Source organism: Micromonospora sp. NPDC057141 (assembly GCF_042670805.1).
Classification (GTDB): Bacteria; Actinomycetota; Actinomycetes; order Mycobacteriales; family Micromonosporaceae; genus Micromonospora.
Genome location: NZ_JBHUVA010000111.1, coordinates 1 through 17141 on the forward strand (window position 1 = coordinate 1; position 17141 = coordinate 17141).

The window sequence follows — 17141 nt, forward strand, 5'->3', positions numbered from 1 at the left end:
GCCCCCACCGGGCGGGGCCCGCTTCCTGTTCCCGCCTCACCACCGGCCGGACTCCGGCACCCCGCCAGGCTCGATGCGGCCGCGCCTGGAGGCCGCCGGCACCGTCGCGTACTCGCGTTTGAGGCTTTTCGCCGCGCATTGCTGCTGGAGCACGCTGGATCGTCCACGGGGTCTTCAACATCGGTCGAATGAGACAATGGAATCGACCGGGCCCCGGAGGCTTCCGCCGGTCGGGGTCGCCCTGCCCGCCGATCGCGTGAAAGGTCCGCATGCAGCAGCCAGAACGGTTCATCGCCGACAGCCACGACATGATCGAGGTGCGCGGCGCCCGCGAGAACAACCTCGCGTCCGTCTCGGTGGACATACCCAAGCGCCGCCTCACCGTCTTCACCGGGGTCTCCGGCTCGGGGAAGTCGTCGCTCGTGTTCGGCACCATCGCCGCCGAGTCACAGCGGATGATCAACGAGACGTACAGCGCCTTCCTCCAGTCGTTCATGCCCAGCCTGTCCCGGCCGGACGTCGACTCGCTGCGCAACCTCAGCGCCGCGATCGTCGTCGACCAGGAGCGGATGGGGGCGAACACGCGGTCCACCGTCGGCACCGCGACCGACGCGTACGCGATGCTGCGCATCGTCTTCAGCCGGCTGGGGCAGCCGCACGTCGGGTCGGCCGGCGCCTTCAGCTTCAACCTCGCCGAGGGGATGTGCCCCACCTGCGAAGGGCTCGGCCGGGTCTCCGACCTGGACGTCAACCAGTTGGTCGACGTGGAGCGCTCCCTCAACGACGGGGCGATCACCGTGCCGAACTTCACGGTCGACTCCTGGTACTGGCAGACCATCGTCGGCTCCGGCCTGTTCGACCCCGACGTCAAGCTCCAGGACTTCACCCCGCAGCAGTGGCAGGACTTCCTGCACAAGCCGGCCACCAAGATGAAGATCGGCGCCCAGACCCTCACGTACGAGGGGCTGGTGGTGAAGGTTCGCCGGCTCTACCTGAGCAAGGACAAGGAGCCGACGCAGCCGCACATCAAGGCGTTCGTCGAGCGGGCGGTGACGTTCACGACCTGCGGCGGCTGCGACGGCACCCGGCTCAACCGGGCCGCTCTGTCCGCGCGGATCGCCGGCCGCAACATCGCCGAGTGCAGCGCGATGCAGATCAGCGACCTCGCCGCGTTCGTGCGGGGCATCGACGACCCGTCGGTGGCGCCGCTGGTGGGCAACCTGCGGGAGCTGCTGGACTCGCTGGTCGAGATCGGCCTGGGCTACCTCAGCCTCGACCGCGAGTCGGGCACCCTCTCCGGCGGTGAGGCCCAGCGGGTCAAGATGGTCCGGCACCTCGGCTCCAGCCTCACCGACGTCACGTACGTCTTCGACGAGCCGACGGTCGGCCTGCACCCGCACGACATCGCCCGGATGAACGGCCTGCTGCTGCGCCTGCGGGACAAGGGCAACACGGTGCTGGTGGTGGAGCACAAGCCGGAGACGATCGCGATCGCCGACCACGTGGTCGACCTCGGCCCGGGGGCCGGCCCGGACGGCGGCCGGATCTGCTACACCGGCGACGTCGCCGGGTTGCGCCGCGCCGACTGTCTGACGGGCCGGCACCTGGACCACCGGGCACGCCTGCGGGAGCGCGTCCGTACGCCCACCGGGCACCTGCCGGTCCGCGGCGCCGACCTGCACAACCTGCGCGACGTCGACGTGGACGTGCCGCTCGGCGTGCTGACCGTGGTCACCGGCGTGGCCGGCTCCGGCAAGAGTTCGCTGATCCACGGCTCGCTGCCCCGCCGCGAGGGGGTGGTGGTCGTCGACCAGTCCGCCATCCGCGGTTCCCGGCGCAGCAACCCGGCCACCTACACCGGCCTGCTCGACCCGGTCCGGGCCGCCTTCGCCAGGGCCAACAAGGTCAAGCCGGCCCTGTTCAGCGCCAACTCCGAGGGCGCCTGCCCGAACTGCAAAGGCATCGGCGTCGTCTACACCGACCTCGCGATGATGGCCGGGGTCGCCTCGGTGTGCGAGGAGTGCGAGGGCCGCCGGTTCACCCCGCAGGTGCTCGCGTACACGCTGCGGGGAAAGAACATCAGCGAGGTGCTCGGCATGTCGGTGACCGAGGCGCGGAACTTCTTCCCGAGCGGGCCGGCCCGGTCGGTGCTGGACCACCTGGCCGACGTCGGCCTGGGCTATCTCGGCCTCGGCCAACCGCTGACCACCCTCTCCGGGGGCGAGCGGCAACGGCTCAAGCTGGCCATCCACATGGGCGAGAAGGCGCACACCTACGTGCTGGACGAGCCCACCACCGGCCTGCACCTGGCCGACGTCGACAAACTGCTGGCCCTGCTGGACCGGCTGGTCGACGCCGGCAACACCGTGGTCGTCATCGAGCACCACCAGGCGGTGCTGGCGCACGCGGACTGGATCATCGACCTCGGCCCGGGTGCCGGCCACGACGGCGGCCGGATCGTGTTCACCGGCACCCCGGCCGACCTGGTCGCGCGCGGGGACACCCGCACCGCCACCCACCTGCGCGAGTACGTCGACCGGTGAGGCCGGATCGGGTCCTCCGCCGCCGTCGGCCGTGGTGGACCCGACCCGCCCCTCGCCAGGGGCGCAGGCTACCGGTAGATCGTCCCGGTCCCGGCGTCCCGGATCGCCCCGGACAGGTTGCCGGTGAAGTTGTTGCCCGGCCCGACGACCGTGGCCACGCAGCCCGAGGTGGCGATGTTCAGCCCGTACCGCTGGGTCTTCACGGCCTGGGTGTCGGTGGCCACGTTGCCGCTGACGACGTTGCCGGAGCAGGGCACCGACGTGGCCGTGGTGATCCGGATGCCGTCGCGGCCGGCGGTGTCGTCGGAGCTGTTGGTGACATGGTTGTCGACGAGGTGGTTGTCGTTGCCGCCGTCGACGTTGATCCCGTCCTGGCCGGCCTGGTCGATCCGGTTGCCGCTGACGACGTTGTCGTCGGCGGTCTTGTTGGGCTGGTCGGCGGTCGGCGAGGACCGGTTGACCTGCACCCCGTGCCCGCCCACGTCGGTGATCACGCAGCCGGTGACGGTGTCCCCGCTGGTGGCCAGCAGCTCGATGCCGTCGCTGGCGGTGCCGCTGACCTGGCAGTCGCGCACCGTGTTGCCCATCGAGGTCCAGCTCTGGTTCTTGCCGTCGAAGATGATGCCCCGCCCCCTCGACGCGGTCACCCGCACCCGTTCCACCAGCATGTTGTTGCCGTCGTCGAAGTCGAGGGCGTCACTGGTGGTGCGGGGCGGGCCGCCGGCCGACACGGTGAGGTCCCGGACCACCCCGCGGTCCATCCCCTTGGTGTTGAACGGCTCCGTGTCCGCGGCGGCGGAGCTGAAGTTGCGGATCAGCGTCAGGTCCATCCCCGCGCCGGCGAAGGTGACGTTGCGCAGGCCCTCCAGCTTGAAGAACTCCGCGCCCAGGTCGAACGTGCCGGCGGTGAACGCGATCGTGCCGCCGCCGAGCCGGTTCACGTCCGCCGCCGCGCTCTCCACCACGCTCTTGAGGCTGCCGGTCCAGGTCTGCCCCGTCACCTCGGACACGGCGCTGTAGCTGGTGGACCCGGTCCGACTGATCGTGTACGGCGACGGGTTCGGCGGCGCGGGGACGACCAGTTGCGGCCTGCGGGTCCCCGTCCCCTCCCGGCTGGTGAGCCGGAAGCCGGTGTCGTTGGTCGTGGTGAGCGCCAGGGTCAGCGGCCCGTCCCCGGTGATCAACGCCGACACGTCGACGGAGAGCCACGTGTCGGCGGCGGTCGGTCCGCTGCTGGCGACGACCGGACCGATCGGCGGGGCGTTCTGGTAGGTCAGCGTGTCCTCCCGCCAGTCGTCGTCGGAGACACCGCGCACGCTCAGCCCGGTGCTGCTCGCGGTCTCGACGTACAGGCGCAGCACCGCCGACGGCTCCGACCCGGCACCGGTGACCTCGAAGCGCAGGTACGCGACCTGGCTCGGCGAGCCGTCGACCCGCAGCGAGACGGCGCCGCCGTAGTTGCGGGTGGGGTGGTCGGCGTCCACGGTGGCGTCGGCCACCGGGGGCAGGGCGGCCGCCGCAGCCGATGCGGCGAGGCCCACCAGGGCCGCGCCCACCAGCAGCAGGACGGCCACCACGCGGCCCGCTACGGTCCGGTGTTCACTTGTCATGACTCCTCCAGCCCCATACACGAGGTCGGGGCGACGCCCGGGTCGGGGCACCGCCCCGTCAGCTGTCCACAGGCGCCTCCGCGTCGTGGTCGGCGCCACGCTGCGCCGGTGGCACCGCGCCGCCCGGCGAGCGCCGGCGGCGGAGGAACACCCACAGCGGCAGCAGAGCGAGTACGCCGCCGCTGGCCACCACGGCGCCCCAGGCGGGCAGGCCCCAGTGGTCGTCGTGCGCCTGCTGGCTGTCCATCGCCACGTCGTGGTCGATGTCGACGCCCAGCAGTTCCGCCAGCACCTCCAGGTATCTCGCGCCGAACCGCTCGCTCGGTTCGACATGGGTGTTCTCGCTGAACTCGTTCCAACTGATCACGCCGAGCGCGTCGGGTTGGGACAGCCGCGCCGCGGCGAAGGACGCGCGCAACGTCTCGCCGTCACGGCGGGCCACCTCCCGTCGCCCGCCGAGCTGGCGGGCGTCGAACCCCGGGGCGACCGGGGCGATCCACAGCCCGCCGTGCAGGTGCACCGCCCGGGACATCGCGGTCAGCCGGTCCCGGGTGCGGCCGTCGACCGGATCCGCCGACGACCAGTAGTACGCGTGGCCGTCGAGCGCCGTGCCGTACGTCGCCACCTCCTCGGTGGACTTGGCGGCGCCGAGGACCAGCAGCCGCTGCCGTGCGGCGCGGACGGTGTCGGCGACCTCCGCGGTGGTGAACCGGTCGCTGCCGTTCCAGATCACCACCGGCTTGTCGAAGACGTCGAAGACCGCGTCGGTGGCGTACCGGTCGGCGAAGAGGTCGAGGTCGGTGCGGACGGTGGCCAGGGGCAGGGGCTTGCGGCTGAAGTCGAGCCCCTGGTAGACGATGCCGAGCCGGAAGTCCTCCGCCCGGGCCACCTCGACCAGCTTGGCCAGCCGGGCGTCGAGCTGCGGCGTGTGCTTCCAGGAGACCAGGAAGCCGGTCACCCCGGCCGCCTTGGCCATCCGCACGTGCCGCCGCATGATCTCGGTATCGTCGCTGGAGTATCGCCCGAGCTGCGGGTAGTCGACCTTCGCCCGGTTCCACGAGGTCGGATTGAACCAGATGTAGTAGTGGGCGAGGACCGGCACCGGCCCGGCGGCGGGCGTGGCCGGCGCGGGTCCGCCCGCCGCCCGGGCGGGCCGCGACGCGACCACGCCGACGACGGCGGCCACCAGCAGCAGCGCCAGGACGGACCCGAGCCCCACCCGCAGCGGCCGACGCCACCGGCCGGCCCGCTGGCGCGACGGGCGCGCCCGGCGGGGCAGCAGGGCCCGCAGCCGCCGCCGCAGCGCCGGCCGGCCCACCAGGACCAGGCCGACCGCGACGCCGAGCACGCCGAGCACCACCAACGCCAGGTCGACGACGGTGATCACGCTGAGCATCACCTGCTGGTCCCGGCTGACGCTCACCGGCCGCCCGAAGGAGACCCCGCCACCCAGCACGGTCACCGTGTAGGTGCCCCGGGGCAGGTCGGGCACCAGGACGGTGCCGTCGGCCGCGAACGGCAGCCGCTGCACCCGCCCGTCGGCCCGGGTGAGTTGGATGCCGTCGCCGGCCCGCCGGGCGAAGAACATGTCGCTGGCGGAGAAGGACACCCTGAAGAAGAGCAGCTCGATCAGCCAGTCCTGACGTTCCCAGGGGACGAACTTGTGGCCGGCCCGGTTCACCACCGAGGTGCCGTCGACCATGACGGTGTCCACCACGTAGTAGAGCTGCTTGGAGGCCAGGCCCCGCGGGCCCTGCTGGGTGCGGCTCTCGGCGACCCAGAGCGGCCGGGCCAGGTCCGCCCCGGTCAGCTCGATCACCTCGCCGGTGTTGCTGCGCAGCCGCATCTCGGTCACCCGCTCGACCGGGACCGCAGCGCCGTCGCGGTCGGCGTAGCGCCACGAGACGCGGCGCACCGTGCGCAGCCCCACCTCCACGGTGCGGCTGTGCACCCCGTGGTCGAGGCTGCCCCGGAACCGGTCGAGCAGCACCCGACGGTCCGGGCCGACCTCGGTGGGCACCACCGTGAACCGCTGGTCCAGGCCGGTGAAGTTGCGCACCCGTACGCGCAGCATCCCCTTGGGGTCGGAGCGGGCCGTGTTGCCGTCGACGGTGACCACCACGCCCTTGATCGGCGGGACCATCTGGATCTTCAGGGTGCCGGGCAGCGCGGAGGCGGGCGCGGCGACGGCGGGGGCCGGCAGGAGCAGCACCGCCAGCACGCCGAGCAGCAGCGGCAGCAGCCGCCGGGCGCTCACCGGTGCCTCCGCCGGGCGCGCAGCGCCGCCGCCGCGACCAGCGCCGCGACCAGGCCGACCGCGAGGGCGTACGAGGCGTAGACCGGCCGGGGATCGGGGCGATGCAACGCCACCGGCACCCGCTCGGCGCTGAGCAGCACGCCGGGGCGCGGCGGCGCGGCGAAGTCGAACGCGCCCAGGAAGGTCTGCGCCTTCGCATCCCGACTGGCCAGCGGCTTCACCCCCCAGTTGACCTCGATGAACTTCAGGGCAGAGGTGAAGTCGAGGGTGGTCGAGTCGACGTACCCCCGGCGGGCGTACGGGCTGACCAGCAGCGCCGGCACCCGGAAGCCGTAGCCGTAGCGGTCGACCTGGGGCGGGGTGACGTGGTCGTACCAGCCGCCCCAGTCGTCGTAGGACCACAGGAACGCCGACGACGACCAGTCCGGGGAGCGCATGAGCTGGGTGAGCAGCGCCCGGACGAGGTTCTGGCCGGAGCCGATGTTGCCGGGCGGGTGTTCGCTGTTGCCGGACGGGGCGATGAAGGACACGGCGGGCAGGTCGCCCCGGGCGGCGTCGGCGTAGTACTCGTCCAGGTCGACGATCTTGCTGGACAGCCGGGGGTCGTCGACGTAGCGGGCGTACGCGAGCAGGGGCACCCAGATCACCTGCGCGCCCCGGTCGATGTTCTCCTCCTCCACCCGGGACCGGAAGGTGATCGTCGGGTCGTAGTTCTGCACGTAGAACTTCCAGCTGATCCCGGCCGCCTCCAGCCGGTCGAAGATGGTGGGGATGTCCCCCCAGCCCTGCGCCGGGATGGTCTCGGCCTTGCCGGCGGCGCCCGGCCCGCCGGTCACCCGGTACATGTGGTTGCGGATGCTGCCGGAGTTGGAGGAACTGAAGAAGCGGTCGAAGAGCACGTACTCGTCGGCGACGTTCCAGTAGTAGGGCAGGTTCCGCTCGTCGTAGTAGGCCATCGCCATCCGGCCGTCCTTGCCCTGCTTGCTCACCCCCTCGACGAAGCCGTCCATCCGGCCCCCGTTGTACTGGGTGCGGAACGCCTCGGCGGAGTGGTCCAGGTCGATCGCGCCGAGCTTGCCGATGTGGAACGGGGTGACGCAGGGCTCCGGCACGCCCCGCTTCACCGGCATGCAGACGTCCTTCGGGAACCCGTCGACGCCGGGCCGGGTGCCGAAGTAGTTGTCGAACGTGTGGTTCTCCTGCATGAGGAAGATGAAGTGCTCGATGGGCGTGGTCGTGCGCGACGCCGGCCCCGGCGTCGGCACAGCCGGCGCGCTCGGGGTCGGGGCTGACGCGCTCGGGGTCGGGGCGGGTCGGGCCAGCGCCGCCGACGGCCAGGCCGGCAGGGCCAGACACGCCAGCAGCGCGACGAGCGACGTCCGGCGGGACCACCGCGACGCGGCGGCGGACGGCGGGACGGGGGTCGGACGGATCATGGACGCACCTCGTAGACGACCACCACGGGCACCGGCGTCACGCGACCCGAGGCGTCGGGAGTCCCGACGTACTCGGTGTGCACGACCCGGCCGTGGTACCGGCGGACGAGCGTCATCAGCCGGTCGGCGAAGAAGGGGGACCGCCGCGCGGAGAACGAGTCCCACACGACGTAGTGCAGATTGTTGTTGCGCAGCCACCCGTCCGGGTTGTGCAGCGGCACGTAGGACGGGTTGCGGTGCAACGGGTTCGGGCTCACCGACAGGCCGTAGCTCTGCCGCTGGCTGTAGAACCGCACGATGTTCGACATCGAGGGGCCCAGGGTGAGGATCACCGAGCCCTCCGGGGTGTGCGCGGTGATCCAGCGGCCCGCCTCCCGGCCGCCCGGCACGCCGCCGGAGCCGGCGAGGAACGTCGCCCGCCCCTGATGGCTGACCGCGTCCCAGGACGAGGCCGCCAGGGTGCCCGCGACCAGGGCGACGGCGGCCAGCCGGACCAGCCGGCCGGCCCGGGCCGGCACCGGGCGGGCGGAACCGCCCCGGCCGGGCAGGCGCAGCCGCGCCGGCACCGGCACCGGCAGCAGCACCAGGGCCCGCGCGCCGAGCAGCGCCACCGGCACCACCACCGGCAGCAGGTACTGGAAGCCCTTGACCGGCCAGAGCTGGAAGAACACCACCGGCACGGCGATCCACGACAGCAGCAACGTCTCCCGCCAACCGTTTCGCCGCCGGGCCCACCAGAGGCCCCCGGCGGCGGCGACGAGCAGCAGCACCCCGATCGCCGTCGGCACGTTCTCCAGGTAGAACGACATCGGATGGTTGGGCCGGCGGAACAGCTGCCAGACCAGGTAGTTGCGGCCGCTGTCCGACCGCCCGGCCAGGGACTGGGAGACGGGGTGGGCCGCGAAGACGACCACGAGCGCCGGCAGGGCCAGCAGCGTGGCCCGCACCGGCCGCCGCACGCCCGGGGTGAGCGCCAGGAACGCGTAGACGCTGCCGGCCAGCACGGCACTGGTCTCCTTGGCCAGCATGGTGAGGCCGAGCATCCCGGCGGTGGCCACGTACCAGGCCAGCTGCTGCCGCTGGACGTAGCGGACCATGCAGTAGAGCGTCAGCGTGCTGAGCAGCACCATCGGCCCGTCCAGCAGGATCTGCCGGGTCACGATCACGTGGTACGGCATCACGGCGAGCAGCAGCGCCGCGACCAGCCCGACCCGGCGGCCGTAGAGGCGGGCCCCGAGCGGGTACACCGCCAGGACGGTGAGCACCCCGATCACCGCGACGACCCAGCGGCCGGTCATGCCCGCCTCGCCGGCGCGGAACAGCGGGGACAGCAGCGCCTGGAACAGCATCGGGTGCGCCCGGAACACCGGGAACAGGTCGGTGTAGCCGGGGTTGCCGGCCAGAGCGGCGGCCTGCCCCGCGTACACCACCTCGTCGCTGTTGAATCCGAAGAAGTCGATCCGCCAGGCCCGGACGAGCAGGGCCAGCCCGGCGATCGCGGTCAGCGCGGCGGCCGCCGGCCACCGCCCGCGCCTCACCGTCGACAGCCACGCCACCGGCGGCGGGAACCGGCGGCGGGCCGGGCCGTCCGGACGGCCGCGGCGCTGGCCCGGCAGGACGGCCGTGGCCGCGTCCGACACGCTCACGCGGGCTCCCCGGCGGCCGTCAGGTCCCCGCTCCAGCGCGGCCACGCCTGGGCGGGCACGACCTGGGTCGGCGCCCCGCCGCGCTCGCCGCGCAGCAGCCGGGGAATGTCGTCGGCCCAGCCGAACCGGTCGGAGACGATGACCCGGCTGCGCACGTGGGACAGGAAGGCGGCCAGGATCTCCTGCTCCCGGGCCCGCAGCTCCGGGTAGTGCAGGCCGTCGATGACCAGCGACGGCGCGAGATACCGGAAGGGCGGGAAGCCGTACGCGTCGTCGGTGTTGCGGATCATCCGGGTCACCGTCTCGTCGTGGTCGAGTTCGCTGATCGCGGGCCGGCCGCGCTCGATGACGAAGAGCTCCTCGACCCGGGCCGTGGTGCCGATGCGGCAGGGCACCAACCGGTCGACGCTGTACTTCGGCGGCGGCACCAGCAGCTGGGTGACGGCGTTGATGCCCATGATCGGCAGGTTGAACCGGGCCAGGGTCAGCGCCAGCGACCGGCCGCCCTTGGAGTGCAGCCGGCTCTGCAACTGCAGCCGCCGCCACTCCCGGGGCGTCAGGTCCTGCGCCTGCACGGCCCGCAGGGTGTGCGCGCTGATGGTCAGCGGCTTGGGGAAGCACGTCGCGGTGCCGTCGGGCCGCACGATCGTCATGTCGTCGGAGAGGAACAGCCCGCCGTGGTCGCGCAGCAGCCGCAGCACGGTGGCGGTCTTGCCGGTGTCGGTGAGCGCGGAGAGCATCACCCCGACGCCGTCGAGGGTCACGCACGCGGAGTGCAGCAGCATGTGGCCACGGGCGACCATCACGAACCGCAGCAGCGCCTCGACGATGTTCGTGTAGACCACGTGCGGGGACCGGGCCAGCAACGGGCCGACCTGGATCTCGATGGGTGAGCCGAGCTGGATGCGGAAGTTCGCGCCCAGACGGCCGAGCTGCTCCTCGTAGCGCAGGACCGACCGGTCGGCGTACTGGGTCATCGCGGCGCGGCGCTGCGGGCCCCGCCCGCCGACGTCGCTGACCCGCACCGCGATGTCCACGTCGGCGTCGGCGACCCACTGGGCCCGGAAGAACTCCAGCTCGGGCAGCATGATCTGGGACCCGATGGTCACCACCCCGGCCACGTCGTACCGGTACTTGAGGTACTGGTAGCGATGGCGTGACGGCGGGGTGACCTCCTCGGCGGCGCCGGAGGCGATCAGCAGCCGGACCGGGTCGCGCCGGCCGCGGTCCAGCGCCGCGTAGATGACCTGGTCGTTGACGAGGAAGCGGACCAGGAACAGCGCCACCAGGGTCGCCGCGTTCGCCACCAGCACCCCGACGCCCGCGAATACCAGGGCCTGCAACACGGGCAGCCGCAGCAGCAGCAGGACGTTGTTGAGCAGGAAGAACCGCACCGCCCGGGCGGGCAGGGAACCGGTGCGCGTCCGCCGGTAGATCAGGTTGTCCACCAGCAGGAAGTTCCACGAGGTGGACAGCTGGGTGGCCAGCGCCGCGCCGAGGAGATGGTGCAGCTTGGCGGGTTCGTAGAAGAACCAGAGCGCGGCGGTGTTCACCACCATCCCGGAGAGCCCGACCAGCCCGAAGCAGATCATCCGGACGAGCTGGCGCAGCCGGTCGGCCGGGGTGCGCGGACGGTGCCGGATCTGCCCGACCAGTCGCCGGCCGCGCAGCCGCGACAGGTGCCGCAGGAACGTCATCCCCTCCCGCAGGGACGCCTTGGACCGGCCCTCGTGCCGGGGCGCCATCTCGTACGCGACCTCGGCGACCCGCGCGCCCGGGTGCCGGACCAGCAGCTCCAGCAGCACCTTGAAGCCGAGCGGGTTCATCCGGTCCAGCCGCACGGCCGCGCGCCGGAACGCGAAGAGGCCGCTCATCGGGTCGCTCACCGTCGCCAGCCGGCGGGGGAACATGGCTTTCACCAGTCGGGTGGCCGCCGACGAGGTGACCTCCCGCAGCGGGCCGTCCAGGCCTGCGGTGGAGCCCTTGCCGGCGTACCGGGTGCCGATCACGACGTCGACGTCGTGCCGCATGGCGACCGCCGCGAGCGTCGCGGCCGACTCCGGCGGGTGCTGCAGGTCCGCGTCCATGACGAGCACCCACTCGCCTCGGGCGTGCCGGACGCCGAGCAGGACCGCGCCGCCCAGGCCGCCGGCCCGCGCCTCCGGCGGCCGGTGCAGCATCCGTACCGGCACCGGGGCGGCGGCGGACGCCGCGGCGATCACCCCGTCGGTGCCGTCGGTGCTGTCGTCGACGAACAGCAGCTCCGCCCGCAGGGGCACCAGCAGCGGGTCGAGGCGTGCCATCAGCACGGGGATGTTCTCCGCCTCGTTGCGGGTCGGCACGATGACGGTCAGCCGGGGCGGCGGCGAAGCGTCCGGTGCGCGCAGCTCGCGTGGCCGCGGTACGGCGTCTTCTCCGACGGCTTGCCGTGCGCGGGCGTCCGGCCCGTGTCCGATCATGGGGAACCTCTCCAGGCCCCGGTTCCCGAGCAAGCCCGGAGCCATTCACAGTCATTGGGAGAAACGGCAGATGAATGCAGGAAAGCGATTCACGTACGCAGTGCAGTGCCAGCGGATTCCGCCGGCCTTATAAGTTCGCTCGGATACGGGAGAGGTTATGGGGAATGACCACGAGAGGTCCAATGCCTGAACAGTCAAAAAATAGACATAGCCATTACGCGCATGGAGATATCCGATTTACGAAACCCAAGCCTGCAGTGCAGGTCGAGCTGGGAGGTCGCACATTCCTTCGACCCGCTTCCACCGCGCCAGGTTCACGAAACTTCCACAGAAACACCGCGACGCCGAACAGGAAACGAATTCCCGTTCGGCGTCGCGGCCAGATTCAATCAAAGACGCGTTGCCTGGATCGGCGAAGCGACATCGGTGCGGAGACGGTCAGGGGACGGCCACCGCGTGGCCCGACCCGACGACGCCGACGCCCTGTGTCGAAGGTAGCTGGTCGTGCAGATCGCTGATGAAGTCGGACCGGCCGGCACCGCTCCAGTCGCACCACGCTCCCGCCGGGGCAGGGCTGCGACATCCCCGGGAACTTTCGATCGCGGTCCCCTCGCCCCACTCGTTGTAGCTCGTCACCAGCTGCCACGGCGCCCCCGAGGCGTTCATCCGGGCCAGCCCCGCCCGCCAGCGCGCCCGGTCCCGGGACAGGAACGGCGCCTGGCCGTACGGCAACCCGGCCTTCCAGAACCCCGGCGAAACGGTGTACGACCCCTCGCCGGGGGCGCCGCTGAAGTCGTGCTCCGCCCGGGCCGGTCCGTACTGGTGCCACCCCGCCACCCCCGCCGTCCCGGAACAGCCCGAGTAGCCGGAGAAGACCTTCAGGTTGACGTGGACGGTCTCCCCGAACCGCCGCTGGAGCAGCGACCGGGCCTGGTTCCAGCGGTCAACCGTGGCGCAGCCCTGCGCGGTCGTCAGGTCCCCGGCGTTGTACACGAAGACGGGCATGCCCCGGTCGGGCAGCACGGCGAGCGCGGAGCCCTGCCCACCGTAGGTGGCCCGAAGATAGTGCAGGTCGTCGGCGATGCGTTCGGGCGTCGGGTCGGACGTGCCCTCCGGCTCGTAGTAGGGCGCCCAGCCGAACCCGGTCCCCTGAGCTGCCCGGACCATCGCCGGCCACCGCCGGTCCGTCACCGTGCCCCGGCCGAACCACGACGCGATACCCAAGGTGATCCCGCCGTACCTCATGTCCGCGACCTGGGCCCGCACCACCGATTCCTCGACCGTGTACCGGCCCCGGGCCGGCACATAGTTGGTGAACGGGTCCAGGCCCTGCTGCCGCCACGCCTCCGGGAACCACGGGTAGTAGAAAGCCGCTCTGATCACCGCCGGAGCCCGTACCACCAGACGGAAGACGACGGTGTGCCGGGCCGACGCGCCGGCACCGGTGACCACCAGGTCGTACGTGCCGGCGCGGGTGGACACCGAGGTCCGCACGGTCAGTACGGCCGACCCGCCGGAGCGCACCGCAGCCGGTTCCACGGTCGCGGTCGTTCCCCCCGGCAGGTTCCCCGCCATCAGGGAGACCGTCTGCGCCGCCCCGGTCGTGACCATCGTCCGCACCGTGGCCTGGACCAGGTTTCCGGCCACCGTCGAGGCCGACCCGGGCACCATGGCCAGGGAGAAGTCGTCGCCCACAGTCGGACGGGACACCGTGGCGCCCGCATCCGATCGGACCGGCTCGGCGAGTCGAATCGGACCGGCGACGAACTGGCCGCAGGCGACGAGACTCACGACCAGCACCGCGGCACATGACATCAGCCAACTCCCACCGACGTAGATCGCCCAGGCTGCGACCCGATACCAGACAGAACGCAGCAGGCCGCCGAACGTGACTGCCCTCAACCCAAGGAAGGGCCCCTTGTTGACGATTTCGGTAGGGGAGGGCCCCCTTGTCTGGGCGGCGTCGGTCCGGGGCATCCCATGACGCCGGTTGATCGACTTCATGCCGGCCAGATGGGGGTGTCCCGTCCGGTTGATACCGCCATGTCGCCGACCTGGGAGTCGATCAGACCCGGCCGCGCAACGCCTGTCGCGACGCGCCGGCCGGACTAGGCGCTACCCTGACACCATGCAGGGCGTCGTCTCCCCCACCACGACCGGCGGGGCTTTCCTGGCCCGCCCGGGCCGCCCCGCTGTCGTCACCGCCACCCTGACCGAGCTGACGGGTCCGACCCGGGGCGTCGTCGAGCTGCCCGTACGCCTGATGTGGAGCCCGGATCGCGCCTTCGACCTCGGCGACCCGGACGACCTGCTCTGGATGTACGAGAACGTCCTGCGCGAGACCACCCGCGCGGCCGATCTGCGCCAGTTGGTCAACGGCCACCTGCTGCGCCAGGTCTGGTGTCTGCTCAACCTGCCCCGTGGGGTACGCGACGCGTGGGAACGCCGCCACCAGGTCCTGTCCGGCGAGGCCTACGGCCTACGTGCGGCCGGGGCCGGCGGCCGGGCCCTGCCCGCGGCGTGACCGAGGCCGCCGCCCCGCCTGACGACTTCTATCGCGAGGTCGCCCGGGTGGCCCTGTCGGTCGCCGGGCGGCACCGGTTCGTGCTGGGCGGCGGCGTCGCCTGGGCCGCGCACGGGCTGTTCTCCCGCCCGACGGAGGACGTGGACCTCTTCGCCGACGTCGAGGGGGCGGCCGCTGCGGCGGCGGCCGGGGTGCGTACGGCGCTGGAACACGCCGGGTTCGAGGTGACCGACGCCGACCCGGACAGTGACCTCGCGGAGTTGTTCGCGGGGTTCGACCGGGACATGAAGGACTTCGTGGTGAGCCGGGGGCCGCGCCGGATCCGGCTGAGTCTGGGCCGCCTCGACCGGTACCGCAGCCCCGTGGTGATGGACCTCGGGCCGGTGATGGACGTCCGCGACCTGGTGGCCAACAAGACGGCGGCGCTGGTCAACCGGCGGGAGGTCCGGGACTTCATCGACGTGGCGTCGGTCCTCGAGCACTATTCGGTCGCGGAGGTGCTCGACCTGGCCCGGCAGCTCGACCCCGCGCTGGACCCGCAGGACGTGCGGGCCGCCGGCCACTACCTGGACCGCCTGCCGGAGCGTCGCTTCGCCCGGTACGGGCTGGACACGGCGCAGGTCGCGCGGCTGCGGGCCCGCCTGGCGGACTGGCCCCGCTGACGGTCGCCGCGCGGCAGCCGGCCCACGCCGACCCGACAGGCCCGCGCCCACGCCACAGACATGCGACCCGTCGGGCCGCTGTGGCAGGAGTGACGAGGGCTCGTTATGGTGCGCAACGGCGCCCACGAGGCGCGCGTCCGTTCCCCTGGAAAGGCACCTCATGACCTCCTCCTCCGGCGCCTCGCGCCGCCAGGTGCTGGCCGCCGCGGCCGCCGCCGCGACCGCGCCCCTGATCGCCGCCGCCCCGGCCCGGGCGGCCGGGTCGAAGGACCCGTCGACGTCGAAGGGCCCGAGGACCTGGGACCTCACCGTCCTGGGCACCTCGGACACCCACGGAAACGTCTACAACTGGGACTACTACCGGGACGCCGAGTACGACGACAGCAAGCACAACGACGTCGGCGTCGCGAAGCTGGCCACCCTGGTCAACCAGATCCGCGCCGAGCGCAAGGGCAGGGCGACCCTGGTCCTCGACGCGGGCGACACGATCCAGGGCACCCCGCTGGCGACGTACTACGCCAAGCAGGAGCCGATCACCACCACCGGTGAGACGCATCCGATGGCGAACGCGATGAACATCCTGAAGTACGACGCGGTGACGCTGGGCAACCACGAGTTCAACTACGGCCTGCCGCTGCTGGCGAAGTGGATCGGCCAGCTCGGCTTCCCGGCCCTCGCCGCCAACGCGGTCAACGAGGCGACGGGCAAGCCGGCGTACCTGCCGTACGTGATCAAGGAGGTCCGGCTCGGCGGGCACGGCGCGCCGAAGCTGAGGGTCGGCATCCTCGGCCTGACCAACCCGGGCGTGGCGATCTGGGACAAGGGCAACGTCGAGGGCAAGCTGATCTTCACCGACATGGTGGCGACCGCCGCGAAGTGGGTGCCGGTGATGCGGGCGCTCGGCGCGGACCTCGTCATCGTCTCCGCGCACGGCGGCGACAGCGGCACCTCCAGCTACGGCCCGGAGCTGCCCAACGAGAACCCGTGCACGATGATCGCCGAGCAGGTCCCGGGCATCGACGCGATCCTCTTCGGACACGCGCACAACGAGGTCGTCGAGAAGTTCGTGACGAACCCGCGCACCGGCGCGCAGGTGCTGCTCTCCGAGCCGTCCAAGTGGGGCCAGCGGCTGACCCGGATGGACTTCACCCTCTCCCGGGAGCGGGGCTGCTGGAGGGTCGTGTCGAAGCACGCGACCATGCTGAACACCAACACGGTGGTCGAGGACCCGGCGGTGCTCGCGGCCGTGCGCGGCCAGCACACCAAAACCGTCTCGTACGTCAACACGGTGGTCGCCCGGTCGACGGTGGAGCTGTCGGCGGCAGAGTCGCGGTACAAGGACACCCCGATCCTGGACTTCATCAACCACGTCCAGACCGAGGTGGTCACGGCGGCGCTGGCCGGCACGGAGCACGCGGGCCTGCCGGTGCTGTCGATCGCCGCGCCGTTCAGCCGCACGGCGGTCTTCCCGGCCGGTGACGTGCGCATCCGCGACGTCGCCGGGCTGTACGTCTACGACAACACCCTGGAGGCGGTGGTCCTCACCGGCGCCGAGGTCCGCGCCTACCTGGAGTACTCGGCGAAGTACTTCGCGACCCTCGCGGTCGGCGCGCCGGTGGATCCGGCGACGATCAGCGACCCCGCCGTGCCGGACTACAACTACGACGTGTTCTCCGGGCTCGACTACGACATCGACGTCAGCCGGCCGGTCGGCCAGCGGATCACCCGCCTGGTGCTGCCCGGCACCGACACCCCGGTCGCCGACGACGCCCGGTTCGTGGTCGCGGTGAACAACTACCGGCGCAGCGGCGGCGGCAACTTCCCGGGCATCGTGAAGAGCCAGGTCTACAACGCGCAGCAGGAGATCCGCCAGCTGCTCATCGACTGGGCGCAGGAGCGGGGCACCATCGACCCGGCCGACTTCTTCGTGCCGAACTGGAAGCTGGTCCGCGCGGGCGTGCCGGTCTTCTGAGCGTGACCCGTCGGCGGGCCGGGGTCGAGGAG

10 protein-coding genes are annotated in these 17141 nt (G+C 72.0%); 4 read left to right on the forward strand and 6 right to left on the reverse strand.

The genetic code is table 11. The annotated features are described in order from the left end of the window. Positions 1–269 precede the first annotated feature (269 nt). Positions 270–2543 carry an ATP-binding cassette domain-containing protein gene (locus ACFT41_RS30185; protein WP_377589212.1) on the forward strand — a complete coding sequence of 758 codons (2274 nt, stop codon included), beginning with the start codon at positions 270–272 and terminating at the stop codon, positions 2541–2543. Positions 2544–2611: 68 nt separating this feature from the next. On the opposite strand, the gene ACFT41_RS30190 is transcribed toward ACFT41_RS30185, so the two are convergent. From ACFT41_RS30190 to ACFT41_RS30215, 6 genes are all read right to left on the reverse strand, one after another. Then, complete coding sequence (locus ACFT41_RS30190; protein ID WP_377589213.1) at positions 2612–4153, reverse strand: DNRLRE domain-containing protein; 1542 nt, start codon at positions 4151–4153, stop codon at positions 2612–2614. Between the two features lie 58 nt (positions 4154–4211). Beyond that, positions 4212–6410 carry a hypothetical protein gene (locus ACFT41_RS30195; RefSeq protein WP_377589214.1) on the reverse strand — a complete coding sequence of 733 codons (2199 nt, stop codon included), beginning with the start codon at positions 6408–6410 and terminating at the stop codon, positions 4212–4214. After that, positions 6407–7846, reverse strand: coding sequence for an alkaline phosphatase family protein (locus ACFT41_RS30200; RefSeq protein ID WP_377589215.1), 1440 nt, complete (start codon positions 7844–7846; stop codon positions 6407–6409). Before ACFT41_RS30200 ends, ACFT41_RS30195 begins: the two co-directional genes overlap by 4 nt. Next, positions 7843–9492, reverse strand: a complete 1650-nt coding sequence (locus tag ACFT41_RS30205) for a glycosyltransferase family 39 protein (RefSeq protein WP_377589216.1) — start codon at positions 9490–9492, stop codon at positions 7843–7845. The genes ACFT41_RS30200 and ACFT41_RS30205 overlap by 4 nt, the downstream gene beginning before the upstream one ends. After that, the gene (locus ACFT41_RS30210; RefSeq protein ID WP_377589217.1) at positions 9489–11951 is read right to left on the reverse strand and encodes a glycosyltransferase; all 2463 of its coding nucleotides are present in this window, start codon (positions 11949–11951) and stop codon (positions 9489–9491) included. The genes ACFT41_RS30205 and ACFT41_RS30210 overlap by 4 nt, the downstream gene beginning before the upstream one ends. 438 nt (positions 11952–12389) lie before the next feature. After that, on the reverse strand, positions 12390–13766 hold the full coding sequence (locus tag ACFT41_RS30215; protein ID WP_377589218.1) for a hypothetical protein: 1377 nt from the start codon (positions 13764–13766) through the stop codon (positions 12390–12392). Positions 13767–14079: 313 nt separating this feature from the next. Between ACFT41_RS30215 and ACFT41_RS30220 the strand changes: the two genes are divergently transcribed. The 3 genes from ACFT41_RS30220 to ACFT41_RS30230 all read left to right on the forward strand — a co-directional run bounded on the left by ACFT41_RS30220 (position 14080) and on the right by ACFT41_RS30230 (position 17109). After that, a complete protein-coding gene (locus ACFT41_RS30220; RefSeq protein ID WP_377589219.1) occupies positions 14080–14475 on the forward strand; it encodes a hypothetical protein in 396 nt (131 codons plus the stop codon). Beyond that, entirely contained in the window at positions 14472–15137 is a 666-nt protein-coding gene (locus ACFT41_RS30225) for a nucleotidyl transferase AbiEii/AbiGii toxin family protein (RefSeq protein ID WP_377589220.1), read from the forward strand. The genes ACFT41_RS30220 and ACFT41_RS30225 overlap by 4 nt, the downstream gene beginning before the upstream one ends. Positions 15138–15297: 160 nt before the next feature. Continuing rightward, complete coding sequence (locus ACFT41_RS30230) at positions 15298–17109, forward strand: bifunctional metallophosphatase/5'-nucleotidase (RefSeq protein ID WP_377614071.1); 1812 nt, start codon at positions 15298–15300, stop codon at positions 17107–17109. The last annotated feature ends 32 nt before the right edge of the window (positions 17110–17141 follow it).

Coding starts and splice junctions, on each gene's coding strand:
- ACFT41_RS30220 (WP_377589219.1), top strand. CDS start 14,080: ATGCAGGGCGTCGTCTCCCCCACCACGACCGGCGGGGCTTTCCTGGCC.
- ACFT41_RS30230 (WP_377614071.1), top strand. CDS start 15,298: ATGACCTCCTCCTCCGGCGCCTCGCGCCGCCAGGTGCTGGCCGCCGCG.
- ACFT41_RS30200 (WP_377589215.1), bottom strand. CDS start 7,846: ATGATCCGTCCGACCCCCGTCCCGCCGTCCGCCGCCGCGTCGCGGTGG.
- ACFT41_RS30210 (WP_377589217.1), bottom strand. CDS start 11,951: ATGATCGGACACGGGCCGGACGCCCGCGCACGGCAAGCCGTCGGAGAA.
- ACFT41_RS30215 (WP_377589218.1), bottom strand. CDS start 13,766: ATGTCATGTGCCGCGGTGCTGGTCGTGAGTCTCGTCGCCTGCGGCCAG.
- ACFT41_RS30190 (WP_377589213.1), bottom strand. CDS start 4,153: ATGACAAGTGAACACCGGACCGTAGCGGGCCGCGTGGTGGCCGTCCTG.
- ACFT41_RS30185 (WP_377589212.1), top strand. CDS start 270: ATGCAGCAGCCAGAACGGTTCATCGCCGACAGCCACGACATGATCGAG.